Source organism: Yoonia vestfoldensis, assembly GCF_002158905.1.
In the GTDB taxonomy this organism is placed as follows: domain Bacteria; phylum Pseudomonadota; class Alphaproteobacteria; order Rhodobacterales; family Rhodobacteraceae; genus Yoonia; species Yoonia vestfoldensis_B.
On record NZ_CP021431.1, the window covers coordinates 2,271,178 to 2,291,655 of the forward strand.

The window sequence follows — 20,478 nt, forward strand, 5'->3', positions numbered from 1 at the left end:
CAATTGCACGCCGTCAGCGTCATAGTACTGCAATGGACAACCTCGATAGCAAATCAGTTGCTGAGTTGCTCGCGCTTCACACCGCGGCTCTGGAGGAACTACGTCAGCGGGATATTCTGCGGTCCGCGAACAATCCGACTGGCGATCTTGCCGAATACTATTTCTGTAGGGCTTTCGGATGGACGCAAGAAAACAATTCGAAGAAGGCCTATGACGCAATCGGTGAAAACGGGATGCGTTACCAGATCAAAGGACGGCGTGTTCATCGCCGGAATAGGTCACGTCAGTTGTCAGCGATCCGAGACTTTCAAGGGTTCGATTTTTTAGCCGCAGTGCTATTTGACGATGACTACCGCATCATGCGCGCAGCCTTGATACCCGCTACCGTGGCGAGCGAGAACTCGACTTATATCGAGCATACGAACAGCCACAAATTTCTGTTACGCGACGCAATCTGGAAATTTCCAGACGTCGAAGACGCAACCGAACGCCTTCGCGAGGTTGAAGGCCAATGAGTCAGTTGGGAGCGCACCATGAGATGGGTTGATCCGAGGGATGGCGAAGTAATCAACATTCGACAGCGGCCCGCTGCGTTCTCTTTCTTTCCGACCTTCCAAGGCGCTACGCGTGAAGGCATCCATTCAACCTTGTTCTCAACGGAACCTTGGAACATCATTCAGCATAGTCTGGAGAAACTTGGCGACGACAATGCACGCCGACAGGCAATTGCTTTTCTCGTGCAGAGCCGAGACTTCTACACGGCTGCCCAAAACTCAGATGTCAGTGCTGCAAAGCCGCTGCTTCTCTACTATTCTTTTTTGAATCTTGCTAAGTCTCTTGTCGTAAAGCGTCGTGGTGCGGCTTTAGGGGTCGTTCGGCACGGATTGTCGGAACAATTGCCGGTCACGGCTGGGGCAATCCATGGGCATGTTTCAATCGACATTCTCCAAAACCCCAATGCCAGCGCCTTCGTCATGTTTGCAAACGCACTTGGTGCCGCACTTCCAACCCCGACCGCACCGAGCACTCACTTTCGGATGAGATCGCAGGACTTTCTGAGCCAAGTCTTGATTGGGCATCGGATCTACTGCCAAGCCGACGGGATCAAGGAGCGGTTCATCAGTTTAGACCGTATCGAATATATGCAAGATGCTGCGACCCATGATACATGGGTGCGCGTTCGCAGATGATTTTACTCGTCTTGGATATGGGCTAACCGACCTTTCAAAGAACCTTGGAGCAGGCGGGACGTGGCGAAACGTCAACTGTTCCGAGGCTATCGACGGCAGGCGCATCATTGAGGCGGAAACCATTGCCACAACTCACTATGGGCATCGACCATCACAAGTATTATCTCAACTTAGTACAGATGTAAGGCCCAGGCTCTGGCGAAGCGTGACTGCCTACCCGCCGTATCGTAAATACTACATCTTTTTACGGACCTCGGCGCAGACTATGCTGAACCAACTCTTAACGATTTATCTTGCCACGTTCTATTTTGGATCAATTACTCGATATAAGCCGGAGCAGTTCGATTTAATCCTTAAGAGTGCAATCGGGCCGTTTGTATTAGAATTCTTCTCAAACCAACCGTCGCAGTTTCTTTACTTGATGGCATCCGAGTTCATGGAACAGGAAGTGGCGAGGGCTGCTATCACTTGAGGCAGCATCTCGCCTAACGTTCCTTTTGCTCCGATCTCGCATCTTTATTTGCAAGCAGCCACGAGCGCGGCGGCGCGGTTCGTGTCCGCGTCGTGCGCCGGGATGCGCTTCACGCCTTTGGGCATCAGCAGGTAGTATTTGCCATCGTCGGCCAACACCTGTTGCACGGGGCCTTCGCCGTTCGGCCCGGTGAAGACGTACTCGTGACGCCCGACCATCCGTTCCAGGCGCTTCAACTGTGCGATGGACCACGACGACAGCGCAATCTCGCGATAGTCGGTCGTCTTCGTCATGCCGAACCAGACCTTGCCGACTTCGAGGTCCACTTGGTCCCAGCGCATCGCTAACGCCTCGCTCGGGCGCATCCCGGTCAACAGCATGACCTTGAGCGCGCTCTTTGGGATCACGGACAGCTTGTCCACCTCGCGCCACCAGATGCGAATGTCCGAGATGCGCTGGACGGGGTTCGTCGGGCGCAGCGCCTGCCAGCCTTTCGGGAGGCCTCGACCATTGCCCGCCATGTCGATGATCAGCGGGTGCTCCGACACCTGCACCTCTTCCTTGGCGACCGCATAGTTGAACAGCACCTTGACCGACGTGAAGAACAACTGGGCCGTGCGCCGTCCGCGCGTGCGGCTCAGGTTCCGCCACGTCTGATAGCAAAGCTCAGGTGTGATGCTCTGGATGGGGCGCTCCCACCATCCGTTCGGCCAGTCCTCGGTTGCGGCGGGCGGGCCGTCCTTGAGATACTTCTCGGCCCCCCCGAGTAGGCGACGCTGCTCCGCGATATGCTTCTTCGCACGGTTAGCCTTCTCCGGCCCTTGATCCTCGATCAGGCGGGCAAGGTGGTATTCCTCATACATCCCCCAGACGTGCCCGACTGTGACCTTGTCAGCGTCCTTCTTGCCACGCCCGCGAAGTGCGAGGTCAGCCTTTTCGTCCGACATGCGGATACCACGCATGATCCGGGCGTAGGCGGTGTCTCCTGCATCGTCGAAGTACTTCGACCGAGGATCGACGCCGCGTCGTATCTCGGGCAGCAGAATGTCTCGTGCGACAGCCCGCGCCTCATTGGCCTTGGTAACATCGGCGCGCCCGATTTTCACGCGCATGAACCGCCCGTCGTTCTCGGCGGCGGCATAGTAGGTCTTACCGAGAAACCCAGAACCACGTGGCCCGCGTCATGGCCGTCGTGGCCCGATTGGAAGGATCAAATTCATGATGTCCCAAACTTTTTGGAAATCACTCCTCAAATCACTTATCGGCAATGTCACGAGAGCGCGCAGCGCGGCAGTGCATTGGCGATACCGCTTTTTCCAAACAAGTTGGATTTCACACCTCTTTGTCGCCTCGCTGGCGCTATTCCTGCTGATTGCCGAACCCGCCCTCGCCCAGAGCATTGATCTCTCCCCGATCCAGAGCCTGTTGCAGGGCATCGTCGATGCGCTGACCGGCCCACTTGGCGTTGTCATCGCGACGCTTGCCGTTCTCGGGGTCTTTCTCAGCTGGTTCTTCAACATCATCGATCTGCGCCAGGCGCTCTGGGTCCTCGTGGGCATCGCTGGTGTTGCCGCCGCCCCCACCATCGTTGCCGCGGTCTTTGCCGGTGGCTGAGCGCTCGCCTCTCTTTCTCGGCCTCGTGCGCCCGCCGAAGCTTCTGGGCCTGCCCATCATGTATGCGATGGTCTGGCTTTTCGGCTCGGTGCTCTTGTTCGTCTGGGTCCAGCATATCGCGGTGCTGGGCGTGGCCGCCCTTCTCTATCCGGTGCTGTGGAAGGCCGCAGATTGGGACCCGCGCTTCATCGACGTGATGATGACGGCCCTGCAGGAGACACCGCCCACGCGCAACAGGTCCATTCATGGCGGGGACAGCTATGCCCCGTGATGACGCCCGTGATGCTGCGCTCGATGCCCGCACAATGACGCCAGACTGGTATGCGCGCGAGACCCGCCTCGCGCATATGCTGCCCTATGTGAGCCTCGTCGACGACCAGACCGTGCGGACCCGGGTGAACGAACTCTTCCGCTGCATCCGGCTCGAGGGCAGCATATGCCACGGGCTTGCACCAAGGTTGCGTGCAACCTTGATCCACGCGGGATCAATGCGGCGCACCCCTGCGGCGGTGGCAAAGACGATCGGCCAGGCACCGCATCAAGGGATTTCTCGAACCGCTTGTCCGCCGCTGCAGCTTCTTTCAAGAGCGCGTCGAAATTGTCAGGTGGGTTGCCATCTTCCAGCATCCCTTTGAACGTCGCATAGGCATCCGTCTTGCTGCCATAGGCGCGCAGGGTCTTGTCGTCGTTCACCCAGGCCACCACGATGACCTTCGCATCGCTGTTGAACCGGTAGAACAACCGATACTGCTGGAAGAATTTCGCCCGAAGCCAGTGCTTGCGGTGATCGCCGAGCGTGCCGCCTTGCCGGAAGGCGGCGGCACCCGGATCTGCCGGTATGGCCTCGGTGACCAGCTTGAAGATGGCGGCCAGCCGTTTCGTCGGGTTTTTCTTACGCCAGGTCTTAGGATCGCGTGCCTTACGCGCCTCGACCTCTTCAATCAGCCCTTCGAGCTGATCCAGAAAGAGCGGATGCGCATAAATCGACCATCCGTTTACGACAAGGGGCGCTTGGGCGGGCACGCTATCGCCGCTCATTCATCCTCGAGCGATAGCGGCGCATCGAGATCGACGTCAACGTCTCCGACCAGTGCTGCAAGACGGTCATGCAAAGCCCCATCGAACGCCCGAATGCGGTCCGGATGCGCCTTGATATCGGCCTCGACAAAATCGAGAAAAGCGCCGAGCACGGGATCTTCCTCGTCGCTGCGCACGGGCTCGATATAGACCCTGCCACTCGGCTCGGTGCAGTAACGAATCTGGTCGCCCTTGCCCAGCTTGAGCTGTTTGCGCACACCCGCCGGCACGGTCGTCTGATACCGATCCGTGAGTTTCGAGACATCTTGTGCGAGGGCTGTCATGGCAGTCTCCTGAAAGAAAAGGGTCTTTGCTGCCGGCGATAGGTAATGCATTTGCATTGCCTTGTCAAGACAAGCCGCAGCATCTGCTGTCGCCGGGCAGGTCGATGAACCGTCCGGCGCAGGACCTAATTTCGCCCCGCCAGGAACTCCGCCAGCACCGGGCTAGCCGCACCTTTCGCGGAGCTGAGCAGCTCCGAGCCCGCAAGCGAGGCCTTCGACAGGCGTACGAGCCCACGGGAGTGGGCAAAACTTGGGGGTTAACCTGCCATCGAGAACGTTCGCCCTTACGACTGCTACGTGGTGGGCACCTTTGGGTGACCATCGAATGCGTCGACGTTTTCCCATGCGTTTGTTACCAATGTCTTCCACGCACCTTCTGCGCGAGATGAGGAGACGGCAAGTCCGTTGCGGTATCGTCGGCCATAGTCAGTCAGACTGTCCATGTTGTTTGCCAGATAGGTGTAGAGTTCCCGGCAACGCGCTTATACGCGGATGACTGCGTCGCGCACTTCACGATCATCTTTGCAAAGTCGATCGCAATCGGTGAGCAGCCATTAAAGGTCTGTTGTGGCAGCTCGAGCTTTTTCATGCCACAGATACCATCGCAACCGCTCTGCGGGGCGTTCAAACAACTCTGGGATGCCCGGGAAGTTCTTGGCTTGCACCAGCCCTATTACGGCGTTCTCAACATGCTTGACCCGCACCGAGATGTGCCACCAATCATGGATGTGGCGAGCCGGCCCGCCGACGGCGAGGCGCACAAGATTGGGCAAGGCAGGTTCTCCATCCGAAATCACAGTAACTGGGCTATCGCCATTCCAGCCAATTGCTTTTAGGTCATGCCGTAGTTGCCTGGATGGCGATTGAGCCGCCTGCTGTACAAGCCCGAAGCGACGGCACATTTGCGCGCTCTCGACTTTACCAACCACAACATCAAGATGCCGCTTCTGGTACTCTGGTCTACACCGAATATGCGCACCGTCCAGAAAGACCGTCACCGGAGCTACGCTGTTACCTGCTGACGAGACAGCCGGTGCCACATACCCACTGTCGATGATTTCCTCGGCGGTCTTGCCGAGACGATTTCGGACCGAGGTGTTTGTCTGCTTTGGACATGGCATAAATGTTTCCATGATATGCGCGGCCTCTCTAAACGAATGCCCCCAGGTTTTGCCCACTCCCCGCAGGCAACATCACGATCGAGCGCGAGGCGCTCACCATCGACAATCTTGCCCAGGCGATGGACGTAAAAATGCGGGCGGCGTTGTGATCGTCCAGGCCGAACGGATCGCGCGCGCGAAATCCCTATCACGTTCCCATGTTGATGCTCAAAGGTGGTTCGCGGACAATTTTGCAAAAAAGGCTTCGATGCCGTCCATGCGTCGCGAAATGGGACGCCAGATCAGTGTGACATCCAGCGATAAGGGGTCATTGTTGAACAACACGCGTGGCCCGGAGCATGCCGACTTGATATTTGACGGCAAGATAGCCACGCCCACATCTGCGGAGGCTAGGGCCAAAATCGCTAAAGAAGAATGACCTTCATACACAATATTTGGCCGCTGGCCCATCAATTGAAAAGCCCCGTCAACAATTTTCCTGGATTGGAAATCAGGCGTAAAAAGCAGCAAATTTTCTTCAGACAACTCTGAGAGGTTGATGTGTTCCTTTGCCGATTTATCCCATCGCGGTGATCCATACGCGTGGAGGTGCAACGGGCTAAGTCGTTTGCTTTGAAGTCCGGATTCAAAGGTCGGGATTGATGAAATGCCACAATCGCAGACGTCCTGGCGCACGAGGTCTTCGATATCTGCGCCCCCCGCCTCGATCAGCGACAATGCAACACCCGACGCGGCGAGATCGGGGATCAAAGGCGCAATTGTCGCAGCGATGGTCTGCGGTGTCGCAGCGACGCGCAGCTTGATTGGCAAGTTTTTCTCCGGGTTGGCTGCTTGCCTGAACCTCTCGACAGCATCGACAACCGCTTCGGCGTGGGGAACCAGTCTCAAAGCCAGTTCTGTGGGTTCTATACCCCTGCCTTTCGGTACAAAAAGTTTGACGTCCAGTTCTTCTTCAAGGCTTTGAATGCGGCGCGACGTTGCGGATTGCGTCAGGTTCAAACGGGCGGCTGACTTACTGATCCCGCCGAGCCTCAGAACCGACAGATAGGTCTCAAAATACCGATGGTCCATTGATGCGTCTCCTGCATGAGTATTATCAGTATTATGCGTTATACAATTATATGAGACTCTGCAATAATGCCCATAATTTGGGAGCCGTCATGCAAGATATTTTTCACACAACCATTACAGCGTCTGATGCGGCCACCGCTTCCGCTTGGAATGCGACCATTGAAAGCTATTTGGATTTCAGCGGTTCACCCGTGAAAAAGATGCAAGAGATCTCTGATCCAGCATTTCTGCGCGGGCCTGTGTTTTGCGCAGCTATGAAGCTGCTGAGCGGGGTGGATCCGAGAGGGTCGTCAATCACGCAAGATGTTACCGCCATGCGCAAAGCCGTCGCAGGGTCTACGCCCACTGAAAAGCAACACGCCGCTGCGATTGAGCATATGTTGCAGGGCGAATTCAGTGCTGCCGCCCGAACATGGGATGCAGTTCTGGCGGATGACCCGAATGATATATTGGCGCACAAGTGCGCCCATGAAACTTGGTTTTTGGTCGGCGACACAGTGTCCATGCGCGCCGGGTCAACAGCTGCGATCGAGCGTTTGACGGCGGATGACCCTGCCTTTGCGATTGCGGCCGCACAGCACGGGTTCGCATTGGAAGAAACCGGCGATTACGCCGCCGCAGAGAGTTGGGGACGGCTGGCCCTGGACATGCGTCCCAGCGATTGTTGGGCATTGCATTGTTTGGCACACGTTTATGAAACGCAAAACCGTCACCATGATGCACTGGCATTGTTCGATGCCAAAAAGCCGTTCTGGACAAACCAAAACCTGCTGAACGCGCATATCTGGTGGCATCTGGCGCTGCGCCAGATCGAAGTCGGGGATTTCACGGATTCCCTTGGCATATTTGACACGGCGCTGTCGGAAGTGCCTGCGTCAGACCGGTTTCGTTTAACGGATGGAACATCCCTGCTGTGGCGGCTTGAACTTGCCGGTGTCGATGTCGGAGACCGCTGGCGTCTGATGGCCGAAAAATGGGCCAGGAATGCTGAATTGCACACAAACGCCTTCCTCGACCTTCACGCCGCCTTGGCGTTTTCTAGATGTCCGGACTCACCCGCCGCAGAAGTGTTCTTTGACAGCCTGTCAGCCAGCTTTGACGGTGATACCAGTGAAAATGCCCAGACCTTTCAAACTGTCGTAAAACCTCTGGCGCAGGCCTTTGCGCAGTTTCGCAGTAACACATTGGCGGCAAGTGCGCAGATCGAAGCACTGCTACCGCAGCTGCACCGGATCGGCGGATCAATCGTGCAGCGCGAGATTGTCGAGCGCAGTTATAGTTCCGCTTTGCTGGCGACAGGTCAGGCCGCCAAGGCGGAGGGCTGGCTTGCGCCAAAGCTGGATCAACATCCCAACACGCCGTGGGTACTGCGCGCATCCGCGGATGCGGCGGCGGCACAGGGCAATCTCGCCCGTGAAACCTTGCTGCGTCGGCGCAGCGATCTGATGTTTGCGGAATTCTGATGCGCCCCTTGGATGGCATAAAGGTACTGGATATCGCCACGCTGGTGGCAGGCCCCTATGCCGCGTCCTCGCTGGCCGAATTCGGGGCCGATGTGATCAAGATCGAAAAGCCCGGCACCGGCGATACGCTGCGTGGTTTGGGCACAAAAAGCCCGACAGGTGACACCTATTGGTGGCTGTCTGACGGGCGCAACAAGAAAAGCGTCGAATTGGATTTGCGCACCCCTGACGGCGTGGCCATCTTTCGCGAAATGGCCAAAGATGCCGATGTCGTCATTGAAAACTTTCGCCCCGGCACTTTGGCTAAATGGGGGCTCAGCTTTGAAAGTTTGCGCGCCGACAATCCGGGACTGATCATGCTGTCGATCACCGGATTCGGGCAGGATGGCCCAAAGGCCCAACGCGCAGGACTTGCCCGAATTGCCGAAGGAATGGTCGGATTTACGCATTTAACGGGTGAGCCGGACGGAGCTCCATTGTTGTCAGGTGCCTCTGCCTTGGCTGACTATATAAGCGGCACGTTCGGGGCCTACGGCCTGACGCTCGCGCTTTTGGCGCGGACCAAGACTGGCAAAGGTCAGCACGTTGATGTGGCCCTCTATGAGGGCATTCTGCGGTATTTGGACGAATTGGCCCCGGTTTACAGCCACACTGGCGTCGGACGTGACAGGATGGGATCGCAGACGCATAGGTCCGTGCCACATGCATCCTACCCTTGTGCGGATGGCCGGTGGATCGCAATCGCCTGTACCAACGATGCCCTCTTTGCGCGGTTAGCCAAAGCCATGAACCGCATGGATATCTTGGATGACCCCAAATTTGCGACCAATGCAGCACGGATTGCCCACCGCGGGGAGATCAACGGCATTGTGGAGGATTGGACAAGGAGCCTGCCCTGTGCCGAGGTGGAAGCGCTTTGCAGCGCCCAGTCGGTGCCCTGCGGTGCCATCAACGACATCGCACGGGTCGTCAGTGACCCACAGATCAAACACCGCAAATCTTTGGTGGACGTCCCGCACGAAACCTTGGGCTCCCTTCTCGTCCCCAATGTGTTTCCATGCCTTAGCGAAACGCCCGGACGGATTGACCATCTAGGGCCAGCGCTTGGCGCACACAATTATATGAAACCAGATCCGAACAAATCGGACATACCCCAACCAACAGAAAGGAAGACCAATGTGTGATATTTGCGTAATGAATGCGGTAAAGGACAAGATGCTGTCCCGCCGTAACTTTTTTTAAGGCCAGTGCGGCTGCGGGCGTTGCGGCGACCGCTGGTGCGGCCATCGGGACGCCCGCGATGGCAGCGGGTCACGGGACGGTCGAGGACATGACCCATACCCTCCATGAGGACTTTCCGACCTATTTCGGCGAGAGTCAGTTTTCACGCGAACAGCTTTTCAACTATGCTGAACACTCCTTCAATCTCTTCCGGCTTACGGTGAACGAACACACCGGCACCCATATTGACGCGCCATTGCACTTCTCTGAGGATGGTATGTCGGTTGATGAAATTCCGGTCTCCAGCCTTATCGCACCGCTGTGTGTGGTGGATATCGCCGCGCGCGCGGCCGACAACGTGGACACGCAAGTGACCCCAGATGACATACAGGCATGGATCGACGCCAATGGGGACATCCCCGATGGGGCCTGTGTTGCCATGCACTCAGGCTGGGCTTCCAAGGTCAACACGGATGGCTTCCGCAACTTTGACGGCGAAGCGCAGCACTATCCGGGCTTCCACATCGAGGCCACGCAGATGCTGCTTGAAACCGGGGCGCAGTCCATTGCGGTCGATACGCTATCGCTCGATTTTGGGATGTCAGGGGATTTTGCAACCCATTATGCGTGGCTACCGTCGGGCCGTTTCGGCATCGAATGTCTCGCAAATCTCGACAAGGTGCCTGCAGCGGGTGCCACGCTAATCGTAGGCGCGCCAAAGCACAGGGGCGGCACCGGTGGTCCTGCCCGCATCTTTGCGATGATCTGAAAAACATCAGCATGGGGAGCAAGACAGGCCCCCCATGCAACCCACACAAGAGGATTGAAATGCGCGACACCACCTTTGGCATTGATGCCGTTCGCGAAATCATGCGTGACATCGCGGATAATCGGCTCCGCCCTGCCGCCGCGGAAATTGACCGAAGCGAGGCTTATCCATTCGGGCATGCCAAGGCGCTTGCCGACGCTGGCATAGGAGGAATGACCATTCCGGTGGCCCTGGGGGGCAAAGGTGCCTCCTTTGAAACCGTCTGCGTTGCAGTCGAGGAGGCAGCAAAAGCCTGCGGCATATCTGGCCGGATCGTCGTGGACACCAACATGGGGGCAATCCCCGCGATCATGACCTACGGCACCGACGCCCAAAAACAGCGCGCCGCAGAGCTGGTGTTCGCTGGCGACAAACCTGCCATCTGTTTTACGGAACCGACAGCAGGTTCAGATGCGACATCCATGAAAACCCGCGCTGACAAAAAGGGCGACGGGTATGTCTTGAACGGCGTGAAATACTGGATCACCGGCGCGGGCATCACCAAGCTGTTTTTGGTCCTGGCGCATGTCTATCATGGTGACACCTATCAAGGCATCGGGTCATTCATGATCGAAGACGGCACCGACGGCATGCGCATGGGGGACCGCATCCCTGCCATGGGTCTGCGGGGCATTCCTGAAGGATACCTGCACCTTGAGGACTGCGCCGTTCCTGCGTCCAGTCTGTTGTTGCCACCCGCAGGCCTGAAAAAGGGCTTTGGCCAAATCATGCGCGCCTATAATTCTCAACGGATCGGTGCTGCCTCCGTTGCCTTGGGCATTGCACAGGGCGCCTATGAAGAGGCGCTGTCTTACGTCGACAAACGTCATCAATTCGACCGCCCGATTTCTGAATTTCAGGGGGTACAGTGGAAGCTGGCAGACATGTCGGTGAAACTGCGCGCGGCACGGCTGTTGATCCATGACACCGCCCGCGCCAGTGATCCGTTTCCTGATATGGTCGACTCTGCGCAGGCAAAAATCTTTACGGCGGAAATGGCCGTTGAGGTCACTCATGAGGCGCTGCAACTGCACGGAGCGGCAGGTTATGGCCGCGATCTTCCGCTGGAACGGATGGCCCGCGACGCCCGTATGTTCACCATTGGCGGCGGGACCGTCGAGATCCTGCGCAATATGGTTGCAAGTGGCATACTAGACCGCAAAATCCCTCAAACACGCTAGGACAAAAAAATGAGCAATCCAAAATTTGCATGGTGCGACGGAATCGTGCCATGGGAAGATGCAACCTGCCATGTGTCCTCGTTGGCGTTTAAATACGGGGCGGCAGTGTTTGAAGGCATTCGCGCGTATTGGGACGGGTCAAATCTGTGCATTTGGCAATTGAATGAACATCTGGCGCGGCTCGAAAAGGGCCAGCGGTTTATGCGGTTCGAAACCCCTTTCAGCGCGGATCACGTGGCCGATGCCATCAAACAGACGCTGAACGCAAACGAATTCCGCGCGAATGTCCACATAACGGCGACGGCATTTCTATCTGGTCCTGGCCAGCCCTTTTTGTGTGATCCCGCGTCGCTGGCGATCACCGCGATGGCGCGGGGAGACTTTGCAACGGATGGGCTGCGCGTACAGGTGTCCAGCTGGCGCCGCGCCTCTGATGCGGCACAGCCACAGCGCATCAAATCCAATGGAAATTACCTCAATGGACGGCTTGCGGCAGTTCAGGCGCGTGTGGACGGGTATGATACCGCCCTTATGCTGGGACAGGATGGTAAGGTGTCCGAAGGGCCTGCCATGTGCTTTTTCATGGTGCGCAACGGGGTTGTGATAACACCGGACCAACAATCCGATATCCTGGAAAGCATCACCCGCGATACGATGATCACCCTCCTGCGCGAGGCCGGTCACACTGTGCAAGAACGCAAAGTTGACCGCTCTGAACTCGCCATGGCGGATGAGGCGTTCTTTTGCGGAACGGCTTGGGAAGTTGCGCCAATTCATAGCATTGACGGACTTGCGATGCCTGCAGGCTCACCCGGTCCGATTACCCAGACCTTGCGGTCACAATTTGATGCGCTGACTCAAGGCACTGACACCAGCCACCCCGAATGGAGAACTTACCTGTGACAACTGGCGCGGATATCATTGCACAAGCCCTGTATAAATCCGGCGTACGCTACGCGTTTGGCATTCCTGGTGGCGAGGTATTGGCCCTTGTGGATGCTTTGGTGCGCACAGGGATTCAATTTGTGATCGCGCGTCATGAAAATGCAGCTGGTTTTATGGCTGAAGGCGCCTACCGCGCCACAGGGGCGCCGGGCGTGTTGGTTGCAACCGTGGGACCAGGTGTTGCGAATGGATTGAATTCGGTCGCCAACGCCGCCCAAGAGCGCGTGCCGCTGATCGTGCTGACAGGCAAAGTGCCCGAAGAAGAGACGCTGACCTATACCCATCAGATTTTTGATCATCAGGCCGCCCTCCGCCCGTTTGTCAAAGCCAGCTTTGAGGCCCGCATCGGGGCATGTGATCTGGTGATCGACAAGGCCGTGGCCATTGCGACGTCCAACCGCCCCGGTGCGGTTCATATTGACCTGCCCATACCTGTGGCGAATGCCGACCACGCACCGCATCGATCAGCCCCCGACATCATCCCGGCCCCGCTTGCGCCTGCCAGCGGCATCGCAACTGAAACCGCCCAAAAGCGTTTCAGCGCGGCAGAGCGGCCGATCATCGTTGCGGGACAGGATCTGTTGAATGAAGAGGGAGGACCGGACGCTGTTGCGGCCTTTGCCACCAAACACAACATCCCGGTCGTAACCACATATAAGGCTAAAGGGGTCTTGGCTGAGGAACATTCACTGTCCTTGGGCGGTCACGGGCTAAGTCCGAAATCCGATGCGATCATCTTGCCGCTTTTGGCGCAGTCGGACTGCGTTATTTGCGCAGGCTACGATCCGATTGAAATGCGCATGGGCTGGCGCGACCCATTTGCACCCGGTACCGCGATCTCATTTGTGCAAGCACAAAACGACCACTTTATGCATCGCGAAGATATCCTGATCACCGTGCCATCGGCGCAGGGACTGGTCTTGTTTGATGGGTTGGAACCAACCGCAGTCTGGCCCGACGGCGCGCCTGCCAAAGCACGCGCTGATCTAAGCGCGGCCTTCGGCCAAACCGATGCTTGGACGCCAGCGTCGCTTTATCACACGCTGAATGATGCCTTGCCAAGGGACATCGCTGTCACGGTGGACAGTGGTGCGCACCGCATTTTGTGGAGCCAGATCATGACCTGCACACGGCCGAACCAGTTGTTGCAGTCAACAGGGCTGTGCACAATGGGCTGCGCCTTGCCACTGGCCACGGGCCACGCATTGGCTAGCGGCAAACCGGTTGTTGCGGTCATGGGGGACGGCTGTTTGGACATGGTTCTGGGCGAGCTTGCGACGCTGCGCGATCTTGCCCTGCCCGTGACGGTTGTTGTGGTGGTCGATGGATCGTATTCATTGATCGCGCATAAACAACGCGGCGAAGGCTATCAATCAGCAGGCGTAGATTTCGGTGTCACCGATTACGCGGCCACGGCGCAGGCGATGGGGATTGCGTCAAGCACCGCTCGCGATGCCGAGGCGCTGCGTAATACGGTACAAGACGCCATACACAGTGGCAAACCTACGTTGATTGCTGTGCCTATGCCGCGCGGCGCGTATCACACTCAAATCTAAGGACGCAGAGATGGCAAAAGAACCCGGTTTCAACACGCTGAAATTGTTGATCGACGGGCGTTGGTGCGACGGCGGATCAGGCGGCTCAGAGCCTGTGTATAACCCTGCCGATGGGACGGTCCTCGGCCAACTCGCCCATGCGGATGCATCAGATCTGGATCGTGCCTTGGCGGCGTCTCAAAAGGGGTTTGATCACTGGCGCCATGTCTCAGCCGTTGAGCGGCAGGCGGTGATTGACCGCACCGTTGCGCTGATAAAGGACCGCCGCGATGTAATTGCACGAATTCTGACGCTGGAGATGGGGAAACCGCTTGCAGAGTCCTTGGTCGAGGTTGATTTCGCCACCGATACGTTGAAGTGGTATGGCGAAGAAGGGCGGCGGGTCTATGGCCGCATTTTGCCGCCGCGAGCACCGGGACTGCGGTCGCATGTGCTCAAAGAGCCAGTCGGCCCCGTCATCGGTTTTGTGGCGTGGAATTTTCCAGCGGTGAATGTGATACGCAAAGTGGCCGGCGCCGTGGCATCAGGCTGTTCCATCGTGCTGAAACCGAGCGAGGAAACGCCGGGGACTGCCATTGCCATCGCGCAGTGCTTTCTGGACGCGGGCCTGCCGGACGGCGTTTTGAACCTTGTCTTTGGCGTGCCGGACATGATCTCGCGGCACCTGATGGCGTCACCTGTTCCGCGCAAAGTTACGGTTACGGGATCGACGGCTGTGGGCAAGCACCTAACACGTTTGGCGGCGGATACCTTGAAACGGTGCACCATGGAGCTGGGCGGCCACGCGCCCGTGGTCATCGCAGCGGACGCCGATATCGATCTTGCGGTGTCGCAGTTGATTGGGGCCAAGCGACGTAATGCGGGTCAGGTTTGCACGTCGCCCACGCGGTTCATCGTGGAACAAGATGCTTACGCTGATGTTTGCGATGCGTTCAGTGCGGCATTCGAAAAGACCAAAGTGTCGGATGGTCTGCAAGAAGGCGCACAGATGGGACCGCTGATTGCACGGCGCCGATGCGAATGGATGGATCAGCTGACCGAAGACGCCCTGTCAAAGGGGGCGCGGGTTCTGTGTGGTGGCGAAAGAATGGGCAATCAAGGATCGTTTTATAAGCCAACCGTCATTGCAGATGCGGGCCCGGATATGATGGCGATGAACGACGAACCTTTTGGCCCAATGGTTTTGATCATGCCAGTGCCCGATTTGGATGCAGCGCTGACAGAGGCAAACCGCCTTGACATCGGCCTTGCAGCCTATGGCTATACCACGTCGCAACGCAGCGCACTTGATCTGCAAAATGGACTGAATGCCGGCGTCGTGGGGATCAACAACGCAGGTGTGAGCCTGCCCGAAGCACCGTTCGGTGGCGTTGACGAAACAGGCCAAGGGTCAGAAGGCGGCAGCGAAGGGATCGAGACATTCCTGCGCACAAAATTTGTGAATGAGTTGGCGGTGTAAGCAGATGGATTTTTCACAAACAGAAGAACAAACCGCAATTTTCGATCTGGCCCTCGCATTTGGCGCTGAGCATATCGCCCCCAACGCGCAAGCGTGGGATGAGGCGGGTGAAATCCCCAAGGACCTTTGGCCGAAACTGGCAGAGCTTGGCTTCGGCGGTCTTTTTGTGTCTGACGCTTCAGGCGGGATTGGCCTGACCCGCCTTGAGGGAACGTTTGTATTCGAAGCGCTTAGCCATAGCTGCGCGTCTGTCGCAGCACTCCTGTCTATTCACAATATGTGCGCCGCAATGGTGGATAAATTCGGGTCGGACGATCTGAAATCGCGCATCTTGGGCCCTACAATCGAAATGGAAAAGCTGCTGGCCTATTGCCTGACCGAGCCGGGGTCTGGGTCTGACGCAGCAGCATTAAAAACGCGCGCTGTACGAACGGGCGGCGGGTATGAATTGACTGGCACCAAGGCCTTTATCTCCGGTGGTGGGTATTCTGATGCCTATATCGTCATGTGCCGCACAGGCGACGCCGGCCCCAAAGGGATCAGCGCAATTGTTGTCGACGACGGGGCTGACGGCCTTAGCTTTGGCGGGCTGGAAACCAAGATGGGTTGGAAATCGCAACCCACCCGACAGGTGCAATTGGACAAATGTGTAACGCCCGCCAGCAACTTGCTTGGCCAAGAAGGCCACGGGTTCACCTATGCGATGCAAGGACTTGACGGAGGCCGTCTGAATATCGCGGCATGTTCACTGGGCGCGGCCCAAGCTGCGATGAATCAGACCGTGGCTTATCTGAACGAACGCAAGGCCTTTGGACAAAACCTCGCTCAGTTCCAGGCGCTGCAATTCAAAATGGGTGCTGCGGAAATCAAATTGCAAGCCGCACGGGTCCTGTTGCGCCAAGCCGCGTGGAAATTGGACACCGGCGCGCCTGATGCCACGCACCATTGCGCGATTGCAAAGGCCTACGTGACAGAGGTCGGATCCGAGGTTGTGAACCAGTGCCTTCAACTGCATGGCGGCTATGGCTATCTCTCTGACTACGGGCTTGAAAAACGTCTACGCGACATTCGGGTGCACGAGATTTTGGAAGGCACCAACGAGATCATGCACATGATCATCAGTCGTAATTTGCTGAAACCATGACGATTTGGTGCAGGATAGAAGACGTGGCCGGACGCATAACGCTTCAGCGTCCAGATGCGCTTAACGCGTTAACACATGCGATGTGCCTCGAAGTTGACAAGGCATTAGACGCATGGCGCGATAAGGTAAGCATTGTCATAATTGACGCCGATGGAGACAAAGCGTTTTGCGCAGGTGGCGATATCGCAGACCTTTATGCGTCTGCACAGCGCGGTGACGTCACCTATGGGCAGACATTCTGGCGCGACGAATACCGGATGAACGCCAAGATCGCTGCATATCCTGTCCCCATCGTCAGTTTCTTGCACGGGTTCACGATGGGCGGCGGCGTCGGGTTGGGATGCCATGCCGCGCACCGAATTGTTTGCGAGACAAGCAAAATCGCGATGCCGGAATGCGGGATCGGGCTTGTTCCTGACGTGGGCGGATCAAGGATACTTGCGCGCGCACCAAAGCGCTACGGAGTCTTTCTTGGCCTCACAGGGCAACGTATGGGCCCAGAGGATGCGATATACGCGGGCTTTGCGGATTGCTTTGTTCCGCAAGCCCTTTGGGCGGACTTGAAGTCGGCACTAATCCACAGCGGAGATACCGCAGCTATCGCAGAAGTCGCAAACGAGGTTTCGCCGCCTGATATTCCCGTTGACATTGAGACTCTGTTTGCTGGAAGGGATCTGCGTACGATCCGTGATCGGCTTGCTGAGATCGATGATCCTGCATTCGTCCACGCCCGGGCGGCCTTGTCGCGTAATGCGCCGCTTGCGATGGCAGCGTTTCTTGAAATGATCGGCCGCTTGGGCACCACACCAACGCTGCATGACGCGCTGACCCTTGAATACCGGTATACGTCACGGTCCATCGCGCAAGGCGATTTCATCGAAGGCATTCGGGCAGCCGTCATTGACAAAAATAATGCACCGCAGTGGCACCACGCAAACGAACCCGACGTACCGCGAGATTTGGTTTTGAACATGCTCGCAACTCTTGGTGACGATGAGCTGAATTTGGAGGGAATAGGATGAAAATAGGGTTTATTGGGCTGGGCAATATGGGCGGGCCGATGGCCGCAAACCTTGTCAAAGCGGGGCATGAGGTTGTGGGGTTTGATGTCACATCGCCACACATCGACGGGGTAGCAGCCGCAGCGTCTGCGGCAGAGGCAGCGCAGGGCGCAGATGTCGTGATCACGATGCTGCCCAACGGCGAAATCCTCCGTAATGTTGTGGCGGAGATTTTACCGTCAATGTCACCTCAGACGTTGTTTTGTGACTGCTCGACTGTCGATGTCGCAACGACAAAAAACGTCGCAGACCTGTGTGCTGCCGCATCTATTGCGGCCATCGACGCGCCTGTTTCAGGCGGAATTGGGGGGGCTGTGAACGGAACACTTACGTTCATGGTGGGCGGCAGCGTTGACGCGGTTGCAGCCATAGCGCCTTTGCTAAATATTCTTGGTCAGAAAACTGTGCATTGTGGCCCGTGCGGCACCGGCCAGGCTGCAAAAGTTTGCAACAACATGATCCTCGGCGTGACCATGATCGCCACCTGCGAGGCCTTTGCACTGGCTGATAAGATCGGGTTGGACCGCGAAAAATTGTTCGACGTGGTGTCAACATCATCAGGATCAAGCTGGTCCATGAACACCTATACCCCAGTCCCGGGCGTTGGCGCAAAAAGCCCGGCTGACGATGATTACAAACCGGGATTTGCAGCGGAGTTGATGCTCAAGGATCTGCGCCTGTCGCAAGATGCTGCACAGTCGGTTGATGCGGATACGCCGATGGGGCAACTGGCCCAGAATCTCTACGCGCAATTTGTTGAAAACGAAGGCGGCGCGGGCCAAGATTTTTCGGCAATCCTGCTGACATATACTTAGGCGATTACGCGCCCCGCTTCCAATCAAATTGAAAGCGGTATCGTCCTATAAAGGACATTCCGGCTCTCTAGAAGTATACTCATAGCAAGGTTCATGCAGATTATGAATATTCGATTTCTCGACTTGCTCAGCATACATGCTCTATTTCCAGGTTTCTTGATCTCGGCGTTGATCGCACTGGCGGCCCAATTCATTTCCGAACACTACGGGGCACCCGCTATGCTGATGGCTTTGCTTTTTGGCATCGCATTAAACTTTCTGTCTGAAGATTCGCGCTGCAAATCAGGTATTGCGTTTGCCGCGCGTCCAGTTTTGCGATTTGGTGTCGCGCTCCTTGGGCTCCGTATCAGCTTTGATATGGCGGCAGATTTAGGTTGGCCAATTGTTGGCATTGTTGTTAGCGGCGTGATCGTCACTATTTTGTTCGGGTTGGTGATTGCCCGTTTCTTTGGCCATGGGTCGCGTTTTGCATTTTTGTCCGCTGGGTCCGTCGCGATTTGCGGCGCGTCCGCGGCGATGGCAATTTCTGCGATTTTACCGCGCGACGAACGAACTGAAGAACGACTTGTTTTTACGGTTGTCGGGGTTACAATACTCTCGACCCTTGCCATGATCGTATATCCGATTATCGCCCATTTCATGGAATACGATGCCAGAACGGCGGGCATTTTCATCGGCGCAACAATTCACGATGTGGCCCAGGTTGTCGGAGCGGGATTTTCGATCTCCGAGGAGACTGGCGATGTTGCTACCGTCGTAAAGCTCATCCGAGTGGCCATGCTGGCGCCCATCATTTTGGTGGCTACAGTCGTCATTAGGCGTTCTAGCGGTGGCGATATGGACAGCACCAATCGACCTCCATTCGTGCCCTTTTTTCTCGCTGCATTTGCGGTGCTTGTTTTTCTTAACTCCTTTGGACTGTTTCCGCCCGCGCTGACTTTATTGGGGGCAGAGGTATCCCGCTGGGCGCTCTTGACGGCCATCGCCGCAGTCGGAATGAAATCCGCCTTGAAAGAAGTCCTAAAGGTCGGATTGCCGGCTATCTCACTTTTGATTGCAGAAACACTGTTCATAGGTTGTTTTACCGTATCATCACTGCTTTGGGTGTCCTGACGTTCTGTCGATTGCGTGGATGCCCCTCTCGACGGCATCGCAATGAGCCATTGTAGTGAGTGTTAGAGCCATCACAAAGGGAAGAAGTATACATTTCCGAAGTTACCCTTATCGGTATAGATTTGGCGAAACGCGTTCTCCAGATGCACGGGGCTCGCAGGGACGGTTTCGCAAAACACCGCGGACATGACGATGGTTGAAATCACGCCAAGCGGCGTGCTGATCATTTCAATTAGAAGTTCCTTCATAGTCACTCTCCTTTCGCTGCGGCCGACAGGCTGCGCTCCAACTCAGCTGCAAAGTCGCTCAAAACGTTCTGCCGGGATTCAAGGGCCGCATCTTCTGAAAGACGCTCGATCTCGGCCGCGAGCTCCGCCCGCTCGCTGTTAGCTTTTCCAATCCATGCCACAGCAACACCGCCAACGATTATCGCTGCAACCAGGGCTCCAATTTTCTGTTCTCGGCTCATGGCCACCTCCTGTTAAGAGCACACCATCAACCGGAGCGATTCACGGTGCCTCTGCCAAGCAATCGGCATGTCTGGACGCCTGGTTGAGGGCCACGCAAAAAAAATTGCGGCAGGACGATCCGATCAGGTTACTTGCATCTACTGAAGGCGTCGCGACAGATGCCGCTGGTCAAAGATTCAGGGCATGTACCGGTTCATATTACTTATCCTGCTTCAGTTCGTCGCCGTACCACCGGCCTACACCGTCCATGTGACCGGCATCGCCAACGTAATCGATGACGACACGCTGGAAATCCAGGGGCAGCGCATCTGGATGCATGGGATCGATGCTCCAGAAAGCCGGCAGATCTTCGAGAACCCAGCGGACCAGCGCTAGCGGTGCGAGCAGGAGGCCGCATTTCTCCGTGAAATTAG

At 56.8% G+C, this 20,478-nt stretch carries 21 protein-coding genes and 4 pseudogenes; 18 read left to right on the plus strand and 7 right to left on the minus strand.

What is annotated here, in order from left to right; genetic code table 11:
• Positions 1-32: 32 nt before the first annotated feature.
• The 3 genes from LOKVESSMR4R_RS11315 to LOKVESSMR4R_RS20780 are packed head-to-tail and all read left to right on the plus strand — an operon-like array spanning position 33 to position 1,662.
• A complete protein-coding gene (locus LOKVESSMR4R_RS11315) occupies positions 33-515 on the plus strand; it encodes a hypothetical protein (RefSeq protein ID WP_087208464.1) in 483 nt (160 codons plus the stop codon).
• Between the two features lie 18 nt (positions 516-533).
• Positions 534-1,190, plus strand: a complete 657-nt coding sequence (locus LOKVESSMR4R_RS11320) for a YaaC family protein (protein WP_087208466.1) — start codon at positions 534-536, stop codon at positions 1,188-1,190.
• Positions 1,162-1,662 (plus strand): YaaC family protein, encoded by a 501-nt coding sequence (locus LOKVESSMR4R_RS20780; protein ID WP_157898189.1) that lies wholly within the window; start codon positions 1,162-1,164, stop codon positions 1,660-1,662. Before LOKVESSMR4R_RS11320 ends, LOKVESSMR4R_RS20780 begins: the two co-directional genes overlap by 29 nt.
• A 44-nt stretch (positions 1,663-1,706) precedes the next feature.
• Here the strand turns inward: LOKVESSMR4R_RS20780 and LOKVESSMR4R_RS11330 are convergent, their stop codons facing one another.
• On the minus strand, positions 1,707-2,774 hold the full coding sequence (locus LOKVESSMR4R_RS11330; RefSeq protein ID WP_087208470.1) for a site-specific integrase: 1,068 nt from the start codon (positions 2,772-2,774) through the stop codon (positions 1,707-1,709).
• A gap of 38 nt (positions 2,775-2,812) precedes the next feature.
• On the opposite strand from LOKVESSMR4R_RS11330, the pseudogene LOKVESSMR4R_RS20760 reads away from it, so the two are divergent.
• The 3 genes and pseudogenes from LOKVESSMR4R_RS20760 to LOKVESSMR4R_RS11340 all read left to right on the plus strand — a co-directional run.
• Positions 2,813-2,884: pseudogene (locus LOKVESSMR4R_RS20760) on the plus strand (lytic transglycosylase domain-containing protein); the annotation flags it as partial.
• Between the two features lie 107 nt (positions 2,885-2,991).
• Positions 2,992-3,276 (plus strand): TrbC/VirB2 family protein, encoded by a 285-nt coding sequence (locus tag LOKVESSMR4R_RS11335; protein WP_087213113.1) that lies wholly within the window; start codon positions 2,992-2,994, stop codon positions 3,274-3,276.
• On the plus strand, positions 3,269-3,547 hold the full coding sequence (locus LOKVESSMR4R_RS11340; protein ID WP_008327373.1) for a type IV secretion system protein VirB3: 279 nt from the start codon (positions 3,269-3,271) through the stop codon (positions 3,545-3,547). Before LOKVESSMR4R_RS11335 ends, LOKVESSMR4R_RS11340 begins: the two co-directional genes overlap by 8 nt.
• 251 nt (positions 3,548-3,798) lie before the next feature.
• Here LOKVESSMR4R_RS11340 and LOKVESSMR4R_RS11345 read toward each other — a convergent pair.
• From LOKVESSMR4R_RS11345 to LOKVESSMR4R_RS11360, 4 genes and pseudogenes are all read right to left on the minus strand, one after another.
• Positions 3,799-4,314 (minus strand): annotated as a pseudogene (locus tag LOKVESSMR4R_RS11345) (type II toxin-antitoxin system YhaV family toxin); the annotation flags it as partial.
• Positions 4,311-4,637 carry a type II toxin-antitoxin system PrlF family antitoxin gene (locus LOKVESSMR4R_RS11350; protein WP_005668772.1) on the minus strand — a complete coding sequence of 109 codons (327 nt, stop codon included), beginning with the start codon at positions 4,635-4,637 and terminating at the stop codon, positions 4,311-4,313. The pseudogene LOKVESSMR4R_RS11345 and the gene LOKVESSMR4R_RS11350, both read right to left, overlap by 4 nt.
• A 258-nt stretch (positions 4,638-4,895) precedes the next feature.
• Positions 4,896-5,797 (minus strand): annotated as a pseudogene (locus LOKVESSMR4R_RS11355) (ISKra4 family transposase); the annotation flags it as partial.
• A 168-nt stretch (positions 5,798-5,965) separates the two neighbouring features.
• Positions 5,966-6,829: a LysR family transcriptional regulator gene (locus LOKVESSMR4R_RS11360; RefSeq protein WP_087208472.1), complete on the minus strand. Its 864-nt coding sequence runs from the start codon at positions 6,827-6,829 to the stop codon at positions 5,966-5,968.
• 2 nt (positions 6,830-6,831) lie between these two features.
• Here LOKVESSMR4R_RS11360 and LOKVESSMR4R_RS11365 point away from each other — a divergent pair, with 2 nt between their 5' ends.
• From LOKVESSMR4R_RS11365 to LOKVESSMR4R_RS11415, 11 genes and pseudogenes are all read left to right on the plus strand, one after another.
• Positions 6,832-8,292, plus strand: coding sequence for a tetratricopeptide repeat protein (locus tag LOKVESSMR4R_RS11365; protein ID WP_157898190.1), 1,461 nt, complete (start codon positions 6,832-6,834; stop codon positions 8,290-8,292).
• A complete protein-coding gene (locus LOKVESSMR4R_RS11370; RefSeq protein ID WP_087208476.1) occupies positions 8,292-9,476 on the plus strand; it encodes a CaiB/BaiF CoA transferase family protein in 1,185 nt (394 codons plus the stop codon). The genes LOKVESSMR4R_RS11365 and LOKVESSMR4R_RS11370 overlap by 1 nt, the downstream gene beginning before the upstream one ends.
• Positions 9,469-10,282: pseudogene (locus LOKVESSMR4R_RS11375) on the plus strand (cyclase family protein). Before LOKVESSMR4R_RS11370 ends, LOKVESSMR4R_RS11375 begins: the two are co-directional and overlap by 8 nt.
• Positions 10,283-10,341: 59 nt before the next feature.
• On the plus strand, positions 10,342-11,502 hold the full coding sequence (locus tag LOKVESSMR4R_RS11380) for an acyl-CoA dehydrogenase family protein (RefSeq protein WP_087208478.1): 1,161 nt from the start codon (positions 10,342-10,344) through the stop codon (positions 11,500-11,502).
• Between the two features lie 9 nt (positions 11,503-11,511).
• Entirely contained in the window at positions 11,512-12,405 is an 894-nt protein-coding gene (ilvE, locus tag LOKVESSMR4R_RS11385) for a branched-chain-amino-acid transaminase (protein ID WP_087208479.1), read from the plus strand.
• Positions 12,387-14,003: a thiamine pyrophosphate-binding protein gene (locus LOKVESSMR4R_RS11390; RefSeq protein ID WP_087208481.1), complete on the plus strand. Its 1,617-nt coding sequence runs from the start codon at positions 12,387-12,389 to the stop codon at positions 14,001-14,003. Before ilvE ends, LOKVESSMR4R_RS11390 begins: the two co-directional genes overlap by 19 nt.
• Positions 14,004-14,013: 10 nt before the next feature.
• On the plus strand, positions 14,014-15,462 hold the full coding sequence (locus LOKVESSMR4R_RS11395) for an NAD-dependent succinate-semialdehyde dehydrogenase (protein ID WP_087208483.1): 1,449 nt from the start codon (positions 14,014-14,016) through the stop codon (positions 15,460-15,462).
• 4 nt (positions 15,463-15,466) lie between these two features.
• The gene (locus tag LOKVESSMR4R_RS11400) at positions 15,467-16,606 is read left to right on the plus strand and encodes an acyl-CoA dehydrogenase family protein (protein WP_087208485.1); all 1,140 of its coding nucleotides are present in this window, start codon (positions 15,467-15,469) and stop codon (positions 16,604-16,606) included.
• Positions 16,603-17,628 (plus strand): enoyl-CoA hydratase/isomerase family protein, encoded by a 1,026-nt coding sequence (locus LOKVESSMR4R_RS11405; protein ID WP_087208488.1) that lies wholly within the window; start codon positions 16,603-16,605, stop codon positions 17,626-17,628. Before LOKVESSMR4R_RS11400 ends, LOKVESSMR4R_RS11405 begins: the two co-directional genes overlap by 4 nt.
• Positions 17,625-18,482 carry a 3-hydroxyisobutyrate dehydrogenase gene (gene mmsB, locus LOKVESSMR4R_RS11410; protein WP_087208490.1) on the plus strand — a complete coding sequence of 286 codons (858 nt, stop codon included), beginning with the start codon at positions 17,625-17,627 and terminating at the stop codon, positions 18,480-18,482. Before LOKVESSMR4R_RS11405 ends, mmsB begins: the two co-directional genes overlap by 4 nt.
• Before the next feature lie 93 nt (positions 18,483-18,575).
• Complete coding sequence (locus LOKVESSMR4R_RS11415; protein ID WP_087208493.1) at positions 18,576-19,595, plus strand: YeiH family protein; 1,020 nt, start codon at positions 18,576-18,578, stop codon at positions 19,593-19,595.
• Between the two features lie 71 nt (positions 19,596-19,666).
• Here the strand turns inward: LOKVESSMR4R_RS11415 and LOKVESSMR4R_RS20155 are convergent, their stop codons facing one another.
• Both LOKVESSMR4R_RS20155 and LOKVESSMR4R_RS11420 read right to left on the minus strand, forming a co-directional pair.
• Positions 19,667-19,843, minus strand: a complete 177-nt coding sequence (locus LOKVESSMR4R_RS20155; RefSeq protein WP_157898191.1) for a hypothetical protein — start codon at positions 19,841-19,843, stop codon at positions 19,667-19,669.
• Between the two features lie 2 nt (positions 19,844-19,845).
• Positions 19,846-20,064: a hypothetical protein gene (locus LOKVESSMR4R_RS11420; RefSeq protein ID WP_087208495.1), complete on the minus strand. Its 219-nt coding sequence runs from the start codon at positions 20,062-20,064 to the stop codon at positions 19,846-19,848.
• A gap of 184 nt (positions 20,065-20,248) precedes the next feature.
• On the opposite strand from LOKVESSMR4R_RS11420, the gene LOKVESSMR4R_RS11425 reads away from it, so the two are divergent.
• Positions 20,249-20,440, plus strand: a complete 192-nt coding sequence (locus LOKVESSMR4R_RS11425) for a thermonuclease family protein (protein WP_087208497.1) — start codon at positions 20,249-20,251, stop codon at positions 20,438-20,440.
• Positions 20,441-20,478: the final 38 nt, after the last annotated feature.